Origin of the sequence: Shinella sp. JR1-6 (assembly GCF_004284735.1) — a bacterium.
In the GTDB taxonomy this organism is placed as follows: Bacteria; Pseudomonadota; Alphaproteobacteria; order Rhizobiales; family Rhizobiaceae; genus Shinella.
Map to the genome: position 1 here is coordinate 390,780 of NZ_SHMI01000005.1, position 15,592 is coordinate 406,371.

Consider the following 15,592-nt stretch of genomic DNA (forward strand, 5'->3'; position numbering starts at 1 on the left):
CATTTGCTGTTGCGGCGGGGGGCGGATGCGTGTATCTCCCCATCGCCGGGACGGACGGAGTGTAGCGCAGTCTGGTAGCGCATCTGGTTTGGGACCAGAGGGTCGGGAGTTCGAATCTCTCCACTCCGACCAGTCCGGCGGGCGTTTCGATGCCAAATGCGCGTTCGGTCATTCCCCCTTTACGGAATCCGGGTTATGCATTCTCGAACGCGCGCCGGCGGAACGGTGCGCCTTTATGCGAGAATTCTGGAGCCGCTTCGATGACCGCGAAGATCTATCGTCCCGCCAAGACCGCCATGCAATCCGGCAAGGCCAAGACCAATCTCTGGGTTCTGGAATTCGATGCCGAGAAGCCGCGGACGATCGACCCGATCATGGGCTATACCAGCTCCGGCGACATGTACCAGCAGGTCAAGCTCACCTTCGAAACCAGCGAAGAGGCGGTCGCCTATGCGGAACGCAAGGGCATCGACTACCGCGTGATCGAGCCGAAGGAATCGACCCGCAAGCGCGTCGCCTACCCGGACAATTTCCGCTTCAACCGCATGCAGCCCTGGACCCATTGAGGTTTCGCTGGCCCTGCCAGCCCCGGCCCCTTAGCTCAGCTGGATAGAGCATCTGCCTTCTAAGCAGAATGTCGCAGGTTCGAGTCCTGCAGGGGTCGCCATTCCCGGCGAACGATTGAAGAGGAATGTTCCCGGTTTGCGGCAGGGTGGAGGCCTTTGGCGTTTTCGCGGCCTGCAGAAAAGCGGAAACATCAAACGGAAAAAACTGAAAATTCCTGCATTTAGGGCTTGCGCAAATCAGCGGTCCCGACTAGATAACGCCCACCGCACGCGCCCTTCGTCTATCGGTTAGGACGTCAGATTTTCATTCTGAAAAGAGGGGTTCGACTCCCCTAGGGCGTGCCACCCTCTCCTTCATTTTCCGGAATAACGTTGTTTCAGAATGCCTTTGCGGCATCGAGAACACGAAACTGCATGCGCCGGCTGCCCTGCCAGCTGTCGGCGGAAAGCGTGCCGGCAAGATGCACCGCCTGGCCGCGCTGCTTCATCAGGAAAAGACCGAGATCGGCTTCCGCCGCGCGGAAGGCCATGGCGCCGAGGCGGCCACCATCGGGGCCTTCGAGTTCGAGACGCAGGTGATTGACGCCGACGGGCCTGATGTCGCGTACGCGGTGCGCAGGCAGCGCGAAGATCGGCTGCGGATGCCCCGAACCGAACGGGCCGGCCTGCTCCAGCTGGTCGGCAAGCGCCAGCGTCGCACCGCTTGCGCTCAATGCACCGTCGATCTTCAGCGTTTCCACGGCCACCAGATCGCGCACGGTGCGCTCGGCGCGCTCCTCGAAGAAGCCGCGCAGGCGGCCGAGATTCGACCGCTCCACCGTCAGCCCCGCCGCCATGGCATGGCCGCCCCCCTTGACGAGAAGGCCCTCGTCGACGGCGGCGCGCACCATGCGGCCGAGATCGAAGCCGCTGATCGAGCGGCCGGAGCCGGTGCCTTTACCCGAGGGATCGAAGGCGATGGCGAAGGCGGGTCGGCGGAAGCGATCCTTGAGGCGCGAGGCGAGCAGACCGACGACGCCCGGATGCCAGCCCTCGCGGGCCGTCAGGATGACGGAGGCGCCTTCACCGGTGCCGTATTCCGCCTGTGCCTCGGCCTCCGCCTCGGCCAGCATGGCGGCCTCCATGGCCTGACGCTCGCGGTTGAGGTCGTCGAGCTGCTTGGCGATTCGCTCTGCCTCGCCCGGTTCGTCGATCGTCAGGAGGCGGCTGCCGAGCGCTGCATCGCCGATACGCCCGCCGGCATTGATGCGCGGGCCGACGAGGAAGCCGAGATGGTACGGCGTCACTGGCCCGCCGATGCCCGCCTGCTTCAGGAGCGCCGTCAGGCCGGCATTGCCGAGATGACGTGCCGCGACGAGGCCCTTGACCACATAGGCGCGGTTGAGCCCCTTCAAGGGTACCACGTCACAGACGGTGGAGAGCGCCACGAGATCGAGCATGGCGAGCAGATCGAAGGTTTTCGCCCGCCCGTCGCCCCTTTCCCGAAGGACGCGCTGCAGGGCGACCAGGACGAGAAAGACCACGCCGGCGGCCGACAGATGCCCCTGCCCCGACAAATCGTCCTCGCGGTTCGGATTGACCAGTGCATGGGCCGGCGGCAGCGCCTCGCCCACCTGGTGGTGGTCGATGACGACCACGTCGATGCCGCGCTCCTTCGCGACAGCCAGCGACTCGTGGCTGGTCGAGCCGCAGTCGACCGTGACGATAAGCTCTGCACCACGCTCGATAAGCTGGGCGATGGCATTGGGGTTGGGGCCGTAACCTTCGAAGATGCGGTCGGGAATGTAGATTTCCGCCTGCACGCCGAAATGCGCGAGGAAACGATAGAGGAGCGCCGAGGATGACGCGCCGTCGACGTCGTAGTCGCCGAAGATCGCGACGCGCTGACGCTTTTCGATGGCGCGCGCCAGCCGTTCGGTGGCCGCCTCGCAGTCCATCAGGCTGTAGGGTTCGGGCATCAGGCGGCGCAGCGTCGGGTCGAGGAATTCCAGGGCGCCTTCAAAGGGCACGCCCCGCCCCGCCAGAACGCGCGCGATGAGATCCGGCAGGCCGTGGCTCTGGCTCATCGCCAACGCCCGGTTCTCGCCCGCCTGGTCAAGCCGCGCCACCCAGCGCTGGCCGGTCACCGAGCGTTCGACATTCAGGAAGGCCCGGCTGACGGGATCGGCGTTTTCCAGCATGCTCATGGCGGCTCCGGCAACGAGAGCTTTTCCGCTTTTCCCCGAATCACGAAAACGCTCTATCTCCTTGTTTTGCCGCATTTCCAGACGCAAAACCGCTTCGCACTTTTGCTGGAAATGCTCTACACTGCAGACAAAGTCGCGAAGACCTCTCCCTCGAACGCCTCTCGTCCTTCATCCTCGGGCTTGCCCCGAGGAACCACCGTCGCGGGTGACGCATAGATCCTCGACCCAGGGCCGAGGACGACGAAGGTGGGTGTGGCGAGGTTCATCGATCCCTTGATACCACGCCACGCCGAAGAAACGAAAAGATCAGGTCGTCTTCGGCCGCTCGATGCGGATCACCTGCGGTTCGCCGACAAGGTACCCCTCGCCCTTGATGGAGGCGACCGCCTTGCGGACGGAATCCTCCATCGTCGCATGGGTGACGAGGATGATCGTCTTCGGGTCAGTGGTCTCGGCGCTCGCCTGGGCGCGCTGCACGATGGATTCCAGCGAGATGCCGTTCTCCGCCATGTGCTTGGCGATGCTGGCAAAGACGCCGGTGCGGTCTTCCACCGAAAGGCGGATGAAATAGCCGCCGTGGTGCTTGCGGATCTGCGCACGCTTGTAGGGGGAGAGAGAGGCGGCCGGGCGGCCGAGCGCCGGCACGGTCTGCGCACCCGGGCGGCTCTTGGCGATGTCGGCGATGTCGCCGAGCACGGCCGAGGCCGTCGCGTTGCCACCGGCGCCTGGGCCGACCATCAGCAGTTCGCCGAGAATGTCCGATTCAATCGCAACGGCATTCGTTACGCCGTCCACCTGCGCGATGACGCTGTCGAGCGGCACCATGGTCGGGTGCACGCGCTGTTCGACGCCCGTATCCGTCTTCTGTGCGACGCCGAGCAGCTTGATGCGGTAGCCGAGGTCGGCGGCGGCACGGATGTCGTCGATGGAGATGTTGGTGATGCCTTCGAGATAGATGTCGTCGGCCGCAATCTTCGTGCCGAAGGCGAGCGTCGTGAGGATCGACAGCTTGTGCGCCGTGTCGTTGCCCTCGATGTCGAAGGCGGGATCGGCTTCGGCATAGCCGAGACGCTGGGCTTCCTTGAGGCACGCCTCGAAGGAAAGGCCTTCCTTCTCCATCTTGGTCAGGATGTAGTTGCAGGTGCCGTTCATGATGCCGTAGACGCGCGAGATCGTGTTGCCCGTCAGGGATTCACGCAGCGCCTTGATAACAGGGATGCCGCCGGCGACAGCCGCCTCGTAGTTGAGGATGGCACCGTTCTTTTCCGCGATGCCGGCGAGCTCCACACCATGGGCGGCGAGCAGCGCCTTGTTGGCCGTCACGACATGCACGCCGCGCGAAAGTGCCGCCTTGACGGCGGCACGGGCCGGGTCGCCGGAGCCGCCCATCAGTTCCACGAAGACGTCGATCCTGGCCTCGCGGGCGAGCGCGACCGGATCGTCGAACCATTCGGCTGCCGAAAGATCGACGCCGCGGTCGCGGCCCTTCGAGCGGGCGGTCACGGCGACGATCTCGATCGGCCGGCCGCACGTTGTCGTGAGCATGTCCCTGCGTTCGACGAGAATCTTCGCGAGCGAGGCACCAACGGTCCCCAAGCCCGCAATGCCGATCTTCAGGGCATCAGCCATGGTCATGTCCTAACGTTTTGGAAGAAGGCCCTCCGCAGATGCGCGGAGGGCGGATTTTTCAGCGATGGGCGTTCAGCGAGATGACGTTGTGCATCGTCTCGTCCGCCGTGGAGAGGAACTTCTTGATGTTGCGCGCCGCCTGGCGGATGCGGTGCTCGTTCTCGACCAGCGCGAGGCGGACGTAATCGTCGCCCTGCTCGCCGAAGCCGATGCCCGGCGCGACCGCGACATCCGCCTTCTCGACGAGCAGCTTGGAGAATTCCAGCGAGCCGAGGTGGCGGAACTTTTCCGGGATCTTCGCCCAGGCGAACATGGTGGCCGCCGGCGGCGGCACGTCGAAGCCGGCCTTGCCGAAGGTATCGACCATCACGTCGCGGCGGCGCTTGTAGACGTTGCGCACTTCCGCGATGTCGGCGCCGTCGCCGTTCAGCGCATGGGTCGCAGCGACCTGGATCGGCGTGAAGGCACCGTAGTCTAGGTAGGACTTGACGCGGGTCAGCGCAGCGATCAGCCGCTCGTTGCCGACGGCAAAGCCCATGCGCCAGCCGGGCATGGAGAAGGTCTTCGACATGGAGGTGAACTCCACCGTCACGTCGATCGCGCCGGGCACTTCCAGAACGGACGGCGGCGGCGCGTTGTCGTCGAAGTAGATTTCCGAATAGGCAAGGTCGGAGAGCACGATGATGTCGTGCTTCTTCGCGAATGCGATGACGTCCTTGTAGAAATCGAGCGTGGCGACATGCGCCGTCGGGTTCGACGGATAGTTGATGATGAGAGCGAGCGGCTTGGGGATCGAGTGGCGCACGGCGCGCTCGAGCGGCGGGAAGAAACTTTCGTCCGGCTCGACCGACATGGACCGGATCACGCCGCCGGCCATCAGGAAGCCGAAGGCATGGATCGGATAGGTCGGATTCGGGCAGAGGATGACGTCGCCGGGCGCGGTGATCGCCTGCGCCATGTTGGCAAAGCCTTCCTTGGAGCCGAGGGTCGCGACGACCTGCGTTTCCGGATTCAGCTTCACGCCGAAGCGACGGGCGTAATAGGCGGCCTGGGCGCGGCGCAGGCCGGGAATGCCCTTGGACGAAGAATAGCGATGGGTGCGCGGGTCCTGAACCACTTCGCAGAGCTTGTCGACGATCGCCTTGGGCGTCGGCAGGTCGGGGTTTCCCATGCCAAGGTCGATGATATCGGCGCCACCCGCTCGCGCGCTTGCTTTCAAACGGTTAACCTGTTCGAAAACATACGGCGGCAGACGCCGGACCTTGTGAAACTCTTCCATCTTTAACCCCGTTAGGCACGGAGCCCCTCCGGCGGCTTTGCCGGACGGCGTAAAACTCCGTGCGAATCAAGAAATCGGATACGGACGAAAGCGTTCGAAATGAAGGCACTCCGCCCGGCCGACGACCAACTGGCCGTCATCCGCTTTGCTGCCAAACGGCAAGAAACGCAAGCGCTAATTCGTCTTCTCGATTTCGGAAAGCGTCGCCTTGCCGTGACCGTCGCGCAGCGCCTGCAACTCGGCAAGCTTGCGGCGGTATTCGGCTTCCGAAATCGCGCCCGAACGGCGACGGCTGGAGAGTGCCGTCAGGCGTGCGCTGTAGCTGGCGGCTTCCTCGTCGCTCATCTGCTGCGTCTCGGCGCTGACGATCGCCGTGATATCGGGGTAGACATCGGCCCGGTTCGCGCCGGCATTTACCGTCGCGGTCGATCCGGTCTCGCTCGAGGCACAGGAAGCGAGCGCCACCGTGGCGGCAGCCATGAGGAGAGCGGCGCGCAAACGCCTGATTTCGAACGCCATGTGGCTGTATGCTCCTGTCGAAACGACCGGTTCCCGATAATGCCGTATGCGGCTGTCAGGCCCTTGTAATCTGTTTCGTAGAGAATGTAAAAATACAAAAGTAACAATAAAATCGGGAGGGAACCATGGCCGATGAACGCAAGGCGAATGAACGCGATGCGGCCGGAAACAAGCCCGGTTTCCAGCCCTTCGACCCCGCGACGATCGAGCCCTACATCGTCAAGGATCCCGAGGCGCTGACGGTCAACTTCGCGCGCACCGTCGAACAGCTCGGCAAGGCCGCCTCCGCCTGGCTCGCACCGCGCGAAAGCGGCGAGAAGGTCGACACGGTTTCCGAGCCGATGGTCGACATGGTGAAAACCCTCTCCAAAGTCTCCGAATACTGGCTGACGGACCCGCGCCGCACGCTGGAGGCGCAGACGCTGCTGCTCGGCAGCTATTTCAACATCTGGTCGCGCACGCTGGGGCGCCTTTCCGGCGAAGAACAGGATGCGGCACCCGATCCGCACGGCAAGGACAAACGCTTTGCCGATGAGGACTGGGTGAAGAACCCGTTTTTCGATTTTCTGCGCCAGGCCTATTTCGTGACCTCCGACTGGGCGGAGAAGCTCGTCGCCGATGCCGAAGGCCTCGACGAGCACACGCGCCACAAGGCGGGCTTCTATGTGAGACAGATCGCCAGCGCGATCTCGCCGACGAACTTCGTCACCACCAATCCGCAACTCTACCGCGAGACGGTCGCCTCGAACGGCGCGAACCTTGTGCGCGGCATGAAGATGCTGGCCGAGGACATCGCCGCCGGCCGCGGCGACCTGAAGCTGCGCCAGACCGACACGAGCAAGTTCGCGATCGGCCAGAACATGGCGCTGACGCCGGGCAAGGTGCTAGCGCAGAGCGACGTCTGTCAGGTCATCCAGTACGACGCAACGACGGACAGGGTGCTGAAGCGCCCGCTTCTCATCTGCCCGCCCTGGATCAACAAGTTCTACATCCTCGACCTCAACCCGGCAAAATCCTTCATCAAGTGGGCCGTGGACCAGGGTCACACGGTCTTCGTCATCTCCTGGGTGAACCCGGATGAACGGCATGCGGCCAAGGACTGGGAATCCTACGCCCGTGAGGGCGTCGGCTTCGCGCTCGACACGATCAAGCAGGCGACCGGCGAGGACGAGGTAAACGCCATCGGCTATTGCGTCGGCGGCACGCTGCTCGCGGCGACGCTCGCCCTGCACGGCCAGGAAGGCGACAAACGCATCCGCACGGCGACGCTCTTCACCACGCAGGTCGACTTCACCCATGCCGGCGACCTGAAGGTCTTCGCCGACGAGGAGCAGATCGACCTCATCGAGCGCGGTATGAAGGCGACCGGCTATCTCGACGGCTCGAAGATGGCGACCGCCTTCAACATGCTGCGTGCCTCCGAGCTGATCTGGCCGTACTTCGTCAACAACTACCTGAAGGGCCAGGATCCGATGCCCTTCGACCTGCTATACTGGAATTCAGATTCCACGCGAATGCCCGCCGCCAACCATTCGTTTTATCTGAGGAATTGTTATCTCAACAACACCCTCAGCAAGGGCGAGATGCAGCTCGCCGGCAAAAAGCTGTCGCTGAAGGACGTCAAGATCCCGATCTACAACCTCGCCACCAAGGAGGACCATATCGCGCCGGCGAAATCCGTCTTCGTCGGCAGCAAGTTCTTCGGCGGCAAGGTGACCTATGTGATGGCCGGCTCCGGCCACATCGCCGGCGTCGTCAACCCGCCGGACAAGATGAAATACCAGTACTGGACAGGCGGGCCGGTAAAGGGCGAGTTCGAGGACTGGGTGGAAAAGGCGAAGGAGGCGCCGGGCTCCTGGTGGCCGCACTGGCACGACTGGATCAAGGCGGAGGACGATCGCATGGTGCCGGCACGCAAGACCGGCGGCACCATGAACTCGATCGAGGAAGCCCCCGGCTCCTATGTGCGCGTGCGCGCCTGATCGCCGAACCGCCATGAAATTCGATCCGCCGCTCGTTTCCGGCACTCTCGTGCAGCGCTACAAGCGCTTCCTGTTCGACGCCATCCTCGACGATGGATCGGCGATAACAGGCTCCTGCCCCAACACCGGCTCGATGCGCGGCCTGACGGCGCCCGGTTCGCGCATCTGGATGTCGGAGAGCGACAGTCCGACGCGCAAGCACCGCCACCGGCTGGAACTGGTGGAGGCCGACGACACCGTCGTCGGCATCAATACAGGCCTGCCGAACCGGCTGGCGGAGGAAGCGATCCACGCCGGTCTCGTTTCCGATCTCGGCAGCTATCCCGTTCTTGAACGGGAGAAGAAATACGGCCGCAACTCACGCATCGACATCCTGCTCTCCGGGCCGGACCGGCCGCTTGCCTATGTCGAGGTGAAAAACGTGCATTTCCGTCGCACCGCCGGCCTTGCCGAATTCCCCGACACGGTGACCGAACGCGGTGCAAAACATCTCGAAGAACTCGGCGACATGGCCGAGGCCGGCTGCCGCGCGGTCATGCTTTATCTCATCCAGCGGGAGGATTGTTCGCGGTTCCGCATCTGCGCCGATCTCGACCCCGCCTATGCGGCCGGGTTCCGCCGGGCGATTTCTCGCGGCGTCGAGGCCTATGCGGTCAAATGCGCCGTTACATCCCAGCAAATCCGGCCTGTGGCATCGATCACCATGGACGAACCCGGTATGGCTGTTTTATGAACATGCGGAAAGACTAGCGAAAGTTCGACCATGGTGACCTATATCGACGCGTCCTCCGCGCCGCTGAAGAACACGGGCGTGATCCGCCTCTACGATGCAGAAGCCTTTGCCGGCATGCGCAAGGCCTGCCAGCTGACAGCGCGCTGCCTCGATGCACTCTATCCGCTGGTCAAGCCCGGCGTCGCGACCGACGCCATCGACCGCTTCGTGTTCGAATTCGGCATGGACCACGGCGCCCTGCCCGCGACGCTGAACTACCGCGGCTACACCAAGTCGAGCTGCACCTCGATCAACCACGTCGTCTGTCACGGCATTCCGAACGACAAGCCGCTGCGCGAGGGCGACGTCGTCAATATCGACGTCACCTTCATCCTCGATGGCTGGCATGGCGATTCGAGCCGCATGTATCCGGTCGGCGAGATCAAGCGCGCCGCCGAGCGCCTGCTTGAAGTGACGCATGAATGCCTGATGCGCGGCATCGCCGCCGTCAGGCCCGGGGCGCGCACCGGCGCCATCGGCGAGGCGATCCAGGCCCATGCGGAGGCCGAGCGCTGCTCGGTGGTGCGCGATTTCTGCGGCCACGGCGTCGGCCGCCTCTTCCACGATGCACCGAACATCCTGCATTACGGCCGCGCCAACGAGGGGCCGGAAATGCGGGAAGGCATGATCTTCACCATCGAGCCGATGATCAATCTCGGCCGGCCGCATGTGAAGGTGCTGTCCGACGGCTGGACGGCGGTGACACGCGACCGCTCGCTCTCCGCCCAGTACGAACACACGGTGGGCGTCACGGCCGACGGCTGCGAGATCTTCACGCTTTCGCCCGGCGGCCTCGACCGCCCCGGCCTTTCCGCCTAAGGCCGCCATGACAGGATCGCGCGGCCGAACGGACAAGACCTCCCCCGCAGAGACGGGCAACGATCCGACGACCGCCGACGATCTTTTCGACACCCTCGACGAGCGGGGCCACTTCTTCGAGCGCCCCGCCCGCACGACGCCCGCGAAGGCGATTCCCCCCGCCGAAGACAAGCACTACCACGGCCATCGCGAGCGGCTTCGCCTGCGCTTCCGCGACAGCGGCGACGGCGCGCTGGCCGATTACGAGATCCTCGAACTCCTCCTCTTTCGCCTCATCCCCCGGCGCGACACCAAACCGGTGGCAAAAGCCCTGCTCGAGCGGTTCGGCACGCTTGCCGGCGTCTTCGGCGCCACACCGGCGCTGCTGCAGGAAGTGAAGGGCATCGGCGAGGCGGTGGCGCTGGATCTGAAACTCGTCTCCGCCGTCGCCCAGCGCACGCTGAAGAGCGAGATCCGCAACAAGACCGTGCTCGCCTCCTGGTCTTCGGTCATCCAATATTGCCACGCCGCCATGGCGCACGAGCCGCGCGAGCAGTTCCGCATCCTCTTCCTCGACAAGCGCAACACGCTGATCGCCGACGAGGTGCAGGGCCACGGCACGGTGGACCACACGCCGGTCTATCCCCGCGAGGTGGTGCGCCGCGCGCTGGAACTGTCGTCCACGGCGATCATCCTCGTCCACAACCACCCGTCCGGCGACCCGACGCCGTCGCGGGCGGACATCGATATGACGAAGACGATCGTGGAGACCGCCCGGCCGCTTGGTATCACGGTGCATGACCACATCATCATCGGCAAGGACGGGCATGCCAGCCTGAAGGGTCTGAGGCTGATCTGAAATCAAGGGGCGCACCCTGCGGGGAAGCGCCGAATCGCGTTACAAAACAACGAAATCGGGTGAGCGTTCCTTCATCCGATTGAAACGGTTTGCTGCCACATTCGATTGACGAAAACTTGCACGGCGAAGACAATTGCTGCATCGCAATATGATTCTTCCCGCAAAAGGCTGGGGCCATCTCACATGCAGGAATATGATCTCGTCGTCGTGGGCAGCGGCCCCGCAGGCCGCCGCGGCGCCATCCAGGCAGCCAAGCTCGGACGCAAGGTCCTTGTCATCGAACAGGGAAAACGTGTCGGCGGCGTTTCGGTGCACACCGGCACGATTCCCTCCAAGACGCTGCGCGAGACGGCGCTGAACCTCTCCGGCTGGCGCGAGCGCGGCTTCTACGGTCGCGCCTACCGCGTCAAGCAGGAGATCAGCGCGGACGACCTGCGCCGCCGCCTGCTGATCACGCTTGATCATGAGGTGGAGGTTCTGGAGCACCAGTTCGCCCGCAACCGCGTGCAGCACATCCGCGGCAAGGCGAAGTTCGTGACGGCGGATACGATGGAGATCGCCAAGGACGACGGCGAGACCATCCACGTTCAGGCCAAGAGCATCATGCTGGCCGTCGGCACGAAGCCGTACCGTCCCGAGAGCATCCCCTTCGACGGCGTCAGCGTTCTCGACAGTGACGAATTGCTCGACATCAAGGAATTGCCGCGCTCCATGGCCGTCATCGGCGCGGGCGTCATCGGCATCGAATATGCCACGATCTTCTCCGCGCTCGACACGCAGGTCACCGTCATCGACCCGAAGCCGACGATCCTCGATTTCATCGACAGGGAAATCGTCGAAGAGTTCATCCACGATCTGCGCGACCGCAACATGAAGCTCATCCTCGGCCAGAAGGCCGACAAGGTGGAAAAGCTCGACAACGGCAAGTGCGAGATCACGCTGGACAACGGCCGCCGCGTCACCTGCGACATGGTGCTCTATGCCGCCGGACGCGTCGGCGCGACCGACAGCCTCAACCTGCCGGCTGCCGGCCTGACGGCCGATTCGCGCGGCCGCCTCAGCGTGAACCCGGAAACTTTCCAGACCGACGTGCCGCATATCTACGCCGCCGGCGACGTCGTCGGCTTCCCGTCGCTTGCCTCGACCTCCATGGAACAGGGCCGCATCGCCGCCCGTGTCGCCGTCGGCGCCATCGCCAAGGAGCCGCCGAAATATTTCCCCTACGGGATCTATGCCGTGCCGGAAATCTCCACCTGCGGCCTCACCGAGGAAGAGGTGAAGGAGCGCGGCATTCCCTATGAATGCGGCATGGCCCGTTTCCGCGAGACCTCGCGTGGCCATATCATGGGCCTCAATTCCGGTCTCTTGAAGATGATCTTCTCGCTGAAGACGCGCCGCCTGCTTGGCGTTCACATCGTTGGCGAAGGCGCGACGGAGCTCGTCCATATCGGCCAGGCTGTGCTCAACCTGAAAGGCACCGTCGAGTATTTCGTCGAGAACACCTTCAACTATCCAACCCTCGCCGAAGCCTACAAGATCGCCGGCCTCGACGCCTGGAACCGCATGGGCGACCTGTCGCAGGCTGGCTGATCCTTCGCCGGCGAACAAGGCAGGTCTGACCACCGAGCGGACCGGCCTGTTGCGCCCAGAATCGCAAAACACGCGGGAGGAGCAGCGCGCGTGAAGATCCTGTCGCTGAACGTCTGGGGCGGCATGCTGCATGCGCCGCTCCTTGCCTATCTCGCGGATGTCGATGCCGACGTCTATTGCCTGCAGGAGGTACCGCGCGCCATCGCCGCGCGCTCGGCTTTTCTGACCTATCGCGACGGCGCGGTGGAGCTCCAGCAGCGCGCCAATCTCTACCGCGACATCGCCGCCGCCCTGCCCGGCCATGACGGTTTCTTCGCGCCGGCCATGCGCGGCGAGCTGATGGACGGCATGCATCCCTGCTGGCAGGAATTCGGCCTCGCCACCTTCGTTCGACAGGATGTCTCCGTGATCGGCCAGGCGCTCGATTTCGTGCACGGCGCGTTCTCCCCGCACGCTTTCGGCCCGCATCCGCGTCCCCGCAATGCCCACGCCTTGCGCCTCTACGACTATGCCGCGGACCGCGCACTCACCGTTGTGCAGCTCCACGGCCTGCGGACCGTCGATGGCAAGGGCGACACGCCGGAGCGTGACGCGCAGGCCGACGCCCTGACCGCCCTTGTCCAGCGTTTGCACCGCCCGGACGAAGGCCTCGTCCTCTGTGGCGACCTCAACCTTCTGCCGGAGAGCAGGACGTTCGGGGCGCTCTCCCGCCTCGGTCTGACCGATCTCGTCACGACCCGTGGCTTCACGGACACGCGGACCTCGCACTACACGAAACCCGGCCGCTACGCCGACTACATGCTGGTGAATGCGACGGTGCCAGTCGCCGGATTTACCGTCGTCGAATCACCGGAAGTGTCGGATCACCGGGCACTGCTTCTGACGCTCGGCCAGGGCGCGTCCTCCACGCACGCGGAACGAGCGCCGCGCCACTGACAGTTTTCTCTTTCCGCGTCCCCTTCCTTCTGCAAACATTGCACCGCATGGCATGAGCGGGGAGACGGGCATGAACCTGACACTTCATTTGCTGGAGGCGGAGGGCTCTCTTTCCGCCTGGCGCGATACGCTTCGCTTACAGACGATCGACATCGGCAGACGGATAGCCGCCCGCGTGCCCGCCGATCTCTGCCGCCATCCGGTGGATATTCTCGTACAGAACTTTCCCGAGGGCACGGTCCCGGAAATGGCGATGGGTGGGTCGTGCTTCCGGCGTGGCCTCGTGACGATCAGTCTTGCGCCGGACAACCCAGCCTTCGAAGCGCATGTCGCTGGCGGGGTTTTCCAGCAGATGCTGGCGCATGAGCTGCACCACGCCATGCGCTGGAACGCCTGCGGCTATGGGGAAACACTCGGCGAGGCGATCGCGTCGGAAGGATTGGCAGATGCCTTTGCCGAGATGCTGACCGGCCTTGCTCCACCGCCCTGGACCGCGGCGCTCGATCATGAGCAGCTTCCCGGCACCCTCGCCCAGGCGAACACGGAACTCGAAAATCCCTATTATGACCATGCCGAATGGTTCTTCGGGGCCGGTGCGGTGCCACGCTGGGCCGGCTACACCCTCGGCTACCGGCTGGCACGGCTTTGCCATGAGCGACATCCCGATCAGGTGCGGTCGGGCTTCATCGATATGCCCGCTTCTGCGGTTCTTTCCGGCTGGCCGCTGCTCGCATCCATCGAGAACGCATAAAAAATCGCCCGCGGCCAGAGCCGCGGGCGACGAACAGTGTCAGATCAGGCCGTCGTGGCCCTATCCCAAATTATTCGGCGTCGCCTTCAGCGGCCTTCTTCTTGGCCGGGGCCTTCTTCTTCGGAGCGGCGTCTTCGCCTTCCGCAGCGTCGGCCTTCGCAGCAGCCTTCTTCTTCGGCGCAGCCTTCTTGGTTTCCTTTTCGGAACCCTCTTCGTCGTCTGCCATCAGCTCGTCCTTGGAGACGGTCTTGTCCGTCACCTTGATCTCGCCGAGCAGGTGATCGACGACCTTCTCTTCGAAGATCGGCGCGCGCAGCGATGCGGCGGCGCCCGGGGTCTTCTGGAAGTATTCGAGGATCTGCTTTTCCTGGCCCGGGAACTGGCGGAGCTGCTGGTAGAGCGACTGCTGCATTTCCTCGTCGCTGACCTGGACGCCGGCCTTTTCACCGATTTCCGAGAGAACGAGGCCGAGGCGGACGCGGCGTTCGGCAAGCTTGCGGTATTCTTCGCGGGCAGCCTCTTCCGTCGTGTCTTCGTCAGCGAAGGTCTTGCCGGACTGCTGGAGGTCCGTGTTGATCTGGCGCCAGATGTTTTCAAATTCGGCTTCGACCAGACGTTCCGGCGTATCGAACTTGTACATCTCGTCGAGCTGGTCGAGGATCTGACGCTTGACCTTCTGGCGGGTGACCGAGCCGTACTGGCTTTCGATCTGGCCGCGAACGATTTCGCGCAGCTTGTCGGCCGATTCGAGGCCGAGCGTCTTGGCGAGGTCGTCGTTGATCTCGATGTCGGCGGGAGCGGCGACATCCTTGACGTTGATGTCGAAGGTGGCTTCCTTGCCGGCGAGGTTTGCGGCCGGGTAGTCGGCCGGGAAGGTGACCGTGATGACCTTCTCTTCGCCAGCCTTCAGGCCGACGAGCTGCTCTTCGAAGCCGGGGATGAAGCGGTTGGAGCCGAGAACGAGTTCTGCGTCCTCGTCCTTGCCGCCGTCGAAGGCTTCGCCGTCGACCTTGCCGAGATAGTCGATCGTGACGCGGTCGCCATTGGCGGCCTTGCCCTTCTTGGTCTCGTAGGTGCGGGCGCTTTCGGCGATCTTGAGGATCTGCTCGTCAACCTCGGACGCGTCGACCTCGACGACTTCGCGCGTAACGGCGATGCCGGAATTGTCCTTCAGGGCGATGGCCGGGATCACTTCATAGGACAGCGTGAATTCGAAATCGGCCTGACCGGCGAGGATCTTCTCCGCTTCAGCCTGGTCTTCGGTCATCGCGATTTCCGGCTGCGTCGCAGACTTTTCGCCGCGCTCGGAAAGGATGGCCGACGGACGGTCGCGGACGATCTCGTTGACGAGTTCGGCCATGATGGACTTGCCGTACATCTTCTTGAGATGCGCGAAGGGCACCTTGCCCGGACGGAAGCCGTTGATGCGGACACGGCCCTTGGCGTCTTCAAGACGCTCGTTCATCTGAGCTTCCATGTCCTTGGCCGGGATGACGACCTTGATTTCGCGCTTCAGCCCTTCAGCGAGCGTTTCGATAACCTGCATGTTCAAACCTTCATTTCGAGTTGGCGATGCTCAAACCGGCCTGCCGGTTATGGCGAGCACCCCGCCGGTCCATTTGCCGGCAGTGGCTTTACTGAATTCGGTGGCCTTTTGGCAAGCAAAATGGCGCTCTCGACAGCGCCGCGCGCCATTTACGGCGCGCAAAGGACGCTGTCGCACTC

General features: G+C 63.8%; 13 protein-coding genes and 3 tRNA genes. 11 read left to right on the forward strand and 5 right to left on the reverse strand.

Features of this window, described 5'->3' with window-relative positions:
* Positions 1 to 55: 55 nt before the first annotated feature.
* The 4 genes from EXZ48_RS11850 (at position 56) to EXZ48_RS11865 (ending at position 911) form a co-directional block, all read left to right on the forward strand.
* A tRNA-Pro gene (locus EXZ48_RS11850) sits at positions 56 to 132 on the forward strand.
* A gap of 128 nt (positions 133 to 260) precedes the next feature.
* Positions 261 to 566: an ETC complex I subunit gene (locus EXZ48_RS11855; RefSeq protein ID WP_050743877.1), complete on the forward strand. Its 306-nt coding sequence runs from the start codon at positions 261 to 263 to the stop codon at positions 564 to 566.
* A 24-nt stretch (positions 567 to 590) separates the two neighbouring features.
* A tRNA-Arg gene (locus EXZ48_RS11860) sits at positions 591 to 667 on the forward strand.
* A gap of 169 nt (positions 668 to 836) precedes the next feature.
* Positions 837 to 911, forward strand: a tRNA-Glu gene (locus EXZ48_RS11865).
* A gap of 32 nt (positions 912 to 943) precedes the next feature.
* On the opposite strand, the gene recJ is transcribed toward EXZ48_RS11865, so the two are convergent.
* From recJ to EXZ48_RS11885, 4 genes are all read right to left on the reverse strand, one after another.
* A complete protein-coding gene (gene recJ / locus EXZ48_RS11870; protein WP_165909345.1) occupies positions 944 to 2,746 on the reverse strand; it encodes a single-stranded-DNA-specific exonuclease RecJ in 1,803 nt (600 codons plus the stop codon).
* 312 nt (positions 2,747 to 3,058) lie between these two features.
* Entirely contained in the window at positions 3,059 to 4,381 is a 1,323-nt protein-coding gene (locus EXZ48_RS11875; protein ID WP_023511914.1) for a homoserine dehydrogenase, read from the reverse strand.
* 58 nt (positions 4,382 to 4,439) lie between these two features.
* On the reverse strand, positions 4,440 to 5,660 hold the full coding sequence (locus EXZ48_RS11880) for an LL-diaminopimelate aminotransferase (RefSeq protein ID WP_023511915.1): 1,221 nt from the start codon (positions 5,658 to 5,660) through the stop codon (positions 4,440 to 4,442).
* Positions 5,661 to 5,834: 174 nt separating this feature from the next.
* Positions 5,835 to 6,179 carry an SHOCT domain-containing protein gene (locus EXZ48_RS11885; RefSeq protein ID WP_023511916.1) on the reverse strand — a complete coding sequence of 115 codons (345 nt, stop codon included), beginning with the start codon at positions 6,177 to 6,179 and terminating at the stop codon, positions 5,835 to 5,837.
* A gap of 125 nt (positions 6,180 to 6,304) precedes the next feature.
* Between EXZ48_RS11885 and EXZ48_RS11890 the strand changes: the two genes are divergently transcribed.
* The 7 genes from EXZ48_RS11890 to EXZ48_RS11920 all read left to right on the forward strand — a co-directional run bounded on the left by EXZ48_RS11890 (position 6,305) and on the right by EXZ48_RS11920 (position 13,867).
* On the forward strand, positions 6,305 to 8,161 hold the full coding sequence (locus EXZ48_RS11890) for an alpha/beta hydrolase (protein ID WP_023511917.1): 1,857 nt from the start codon (positions 6,305 to 6,307) through the stop codon (positions 8,159 to 8,161).
* A 13-nt stretch (positions 8,162 to 8,174) separates the two neighbouring features.
* Positions 8,175 to 8,894 carry a DNA/RNA nuclease SfsA gene (gene sfsA, locus EXZ48_RS11895; RefSeq protein WP_130516092.1) on the forward strand — a complete coding sequence of 240 codons (720 nt, stop codon included), beginning with the start codon at positions 8,175 to 8,177 and terminating at the stop codon, positions 8,892 to 8,894.
* A 30-nt stretch (positions 8,895 to 8,924) separates the two neighbouring features.
* The gene (gene map, locus EXZ48_RS11900) at positions 8,925 to 9,752 is read left to right on the forward strand and encodes a type I methionyl aminopeptidase (protein WP_023511919.1); all 828 of its coding nucleotides are present in this window, start codon (positions 8,925 to 8,927) and stop codon (positions 9,750 to 9,752) included.
* Positions 9,753 to 9,759: 7 nt separating this feature from the next.
* A complete protein-coding gene (radC, locus tag EXZ48_RS11905; RefSeq protein WP_082342399.1) occupies positions 9,760 to 10,590 on the forward strand; it encodes a DNA repair protein RadC in 831 nt (276 codons plus the stop codon).
* Positions 10,591 to 10,773: 183 nt separating this feature from the next.
* Positions 10,774 to 12,180, forward strand: a complete 1,407-nt coding sequence (gene sthA / locus EXZ48_RS11910; protein ID WP_023511921.1) for a Si-specific NAD(P)(+) transhydrogenase — start codon at positions 10,774 to 10,776, stop codon at positions 12,178 to 12,180.
* Between the two features lie 90 nt (positions 12,181 to 12,270).
* Positions 12,271 to 13,116: an endonuclease/exonuclease/phosphatase family protein gene (locus tag EXZ48_RS11915; protein WP_130516094.1), complete on the forward strand. Its 846-nt coding sequence runs from the start codon at positions 12,271 to 12,273 to the stop codon at positions 13,114 to 13,116.
* 70 nt (positions 13,117 to 13,186) lie between these two features.
* A complete protein-coding gene (locus tag EXZ48_RS11920) occupies positions 13,187 to 13,867 on the forward strand; it encodes a DUF2268 domain-containing putative Zn-dependent protease (RefSeq protein ID WP_165909334.1) in 681 nt (226 codons plus the stop codon).
* A 70-nt stretch (positions 13,868 to 13,937) separates the two neighbouring features.
* Here EXZ48_RS11920 and tig read toward each other — a convergent pair whose 3' ends face one another.
* On the reverse strand, positions 13,938 to 15,413 hold the full coding sequence (gene tig, locus EXZ48_RS11925) for a trigger factor (protein WP_130516099.1): 1,476 nt from the start codon (positions 15,411 to 15,413) through the stop codon (positions 13,938 to 13,940).
* Positions 15,414 to 15,592: the final 179 nt, after the last annotated feature.

Excerpts from the sequence above, each read along its gene's own strand:
- sthA (WP_023511921.1), top strand. The coding sequence starts at position 10,774 with ATGCAGGAATATGATCTCGTCGTCGTGGGCAGCGGCCCCGCAGGCCGC.
- EXZ48_RS11855 (WP_050743877.1), top strand. The coding sequence starts at position 261 with ATGACCGCGAAGATCTATCGTCCCGCCAAGACCGCCATGCAATCCGGC.
- sfsA (WP_130516092.1), top strand. The coding sequence starts at position 8,175 with ATGAAATTCGATCCGCCGCTCGTTTCCGGCACTCTCGTGCAGCGCTAC.
- radC (WP_082342399.1), top strand. The coding sequence starts at position 9,760 with ATGACAGGATCGCGCGGCCGAACGGACAAGACCTCCCCCGCAGAGACG.
- recJ (WP_165909345.1), bottom strand. The coding sequence starts at position 2,746 with ATGCTGGAAAACGCCGATCCCGTCAGCCGGGCCTTCCTGAATGTCGAA.
- EXZ48_RS11885 (WP_023511916.1), bottom strand. The coding sequence starts at position 6,179 with ATGGCGTTCGAAATCAGGCGTTTGCGCGCCGCTCTCCTCATGGCTGCC.
- EXZ48_RS11890 (WP_023511917.1), top strand. The coding sequence starts at position 6,305 with ATGGCCGATGAACGCAAGGCGAATGAACGCGATGCGGCCGGAAACAAG.
- EXZ48_RS11920 (WP_165909334.1), top strand. The coding sequence starts at position 13,187 with ATGAACCTGACACTTCATTTGCTGGAGGCGGAGGGCTCTCTTTCCGCC.
- tig (WP_130516099.1), bottom strand. The coding sequence starts at position 15,413 with ATGCAGGTTATCGAAACGCTCGCTGAAGGGCTGAAGCGCGAAATCAAG.
- EXZ48_RS11880 (WP_023511915.1), bottom strand. The coding sequence starts at position 5,660 with ATGGAAGAGTTTCACAAGGTCCGGCGTCTGCCGCCGTATGTTTTCGAA.
- EXZ48_RS11875 (WP_023511914.1), bottom strand. The coding sequence starts at position 4,381 with ATGGCTGATGCCCTGAAGATCGGCATTGCGGGCTTGGGGACCGTTGGT.
- map (WP_023511919.1), top strand. The coding sequence starts at position 8,925 with ATGGTGACCTATATCGACGCGTCCTCCGCGCCGCTGAAGAACACGGGC.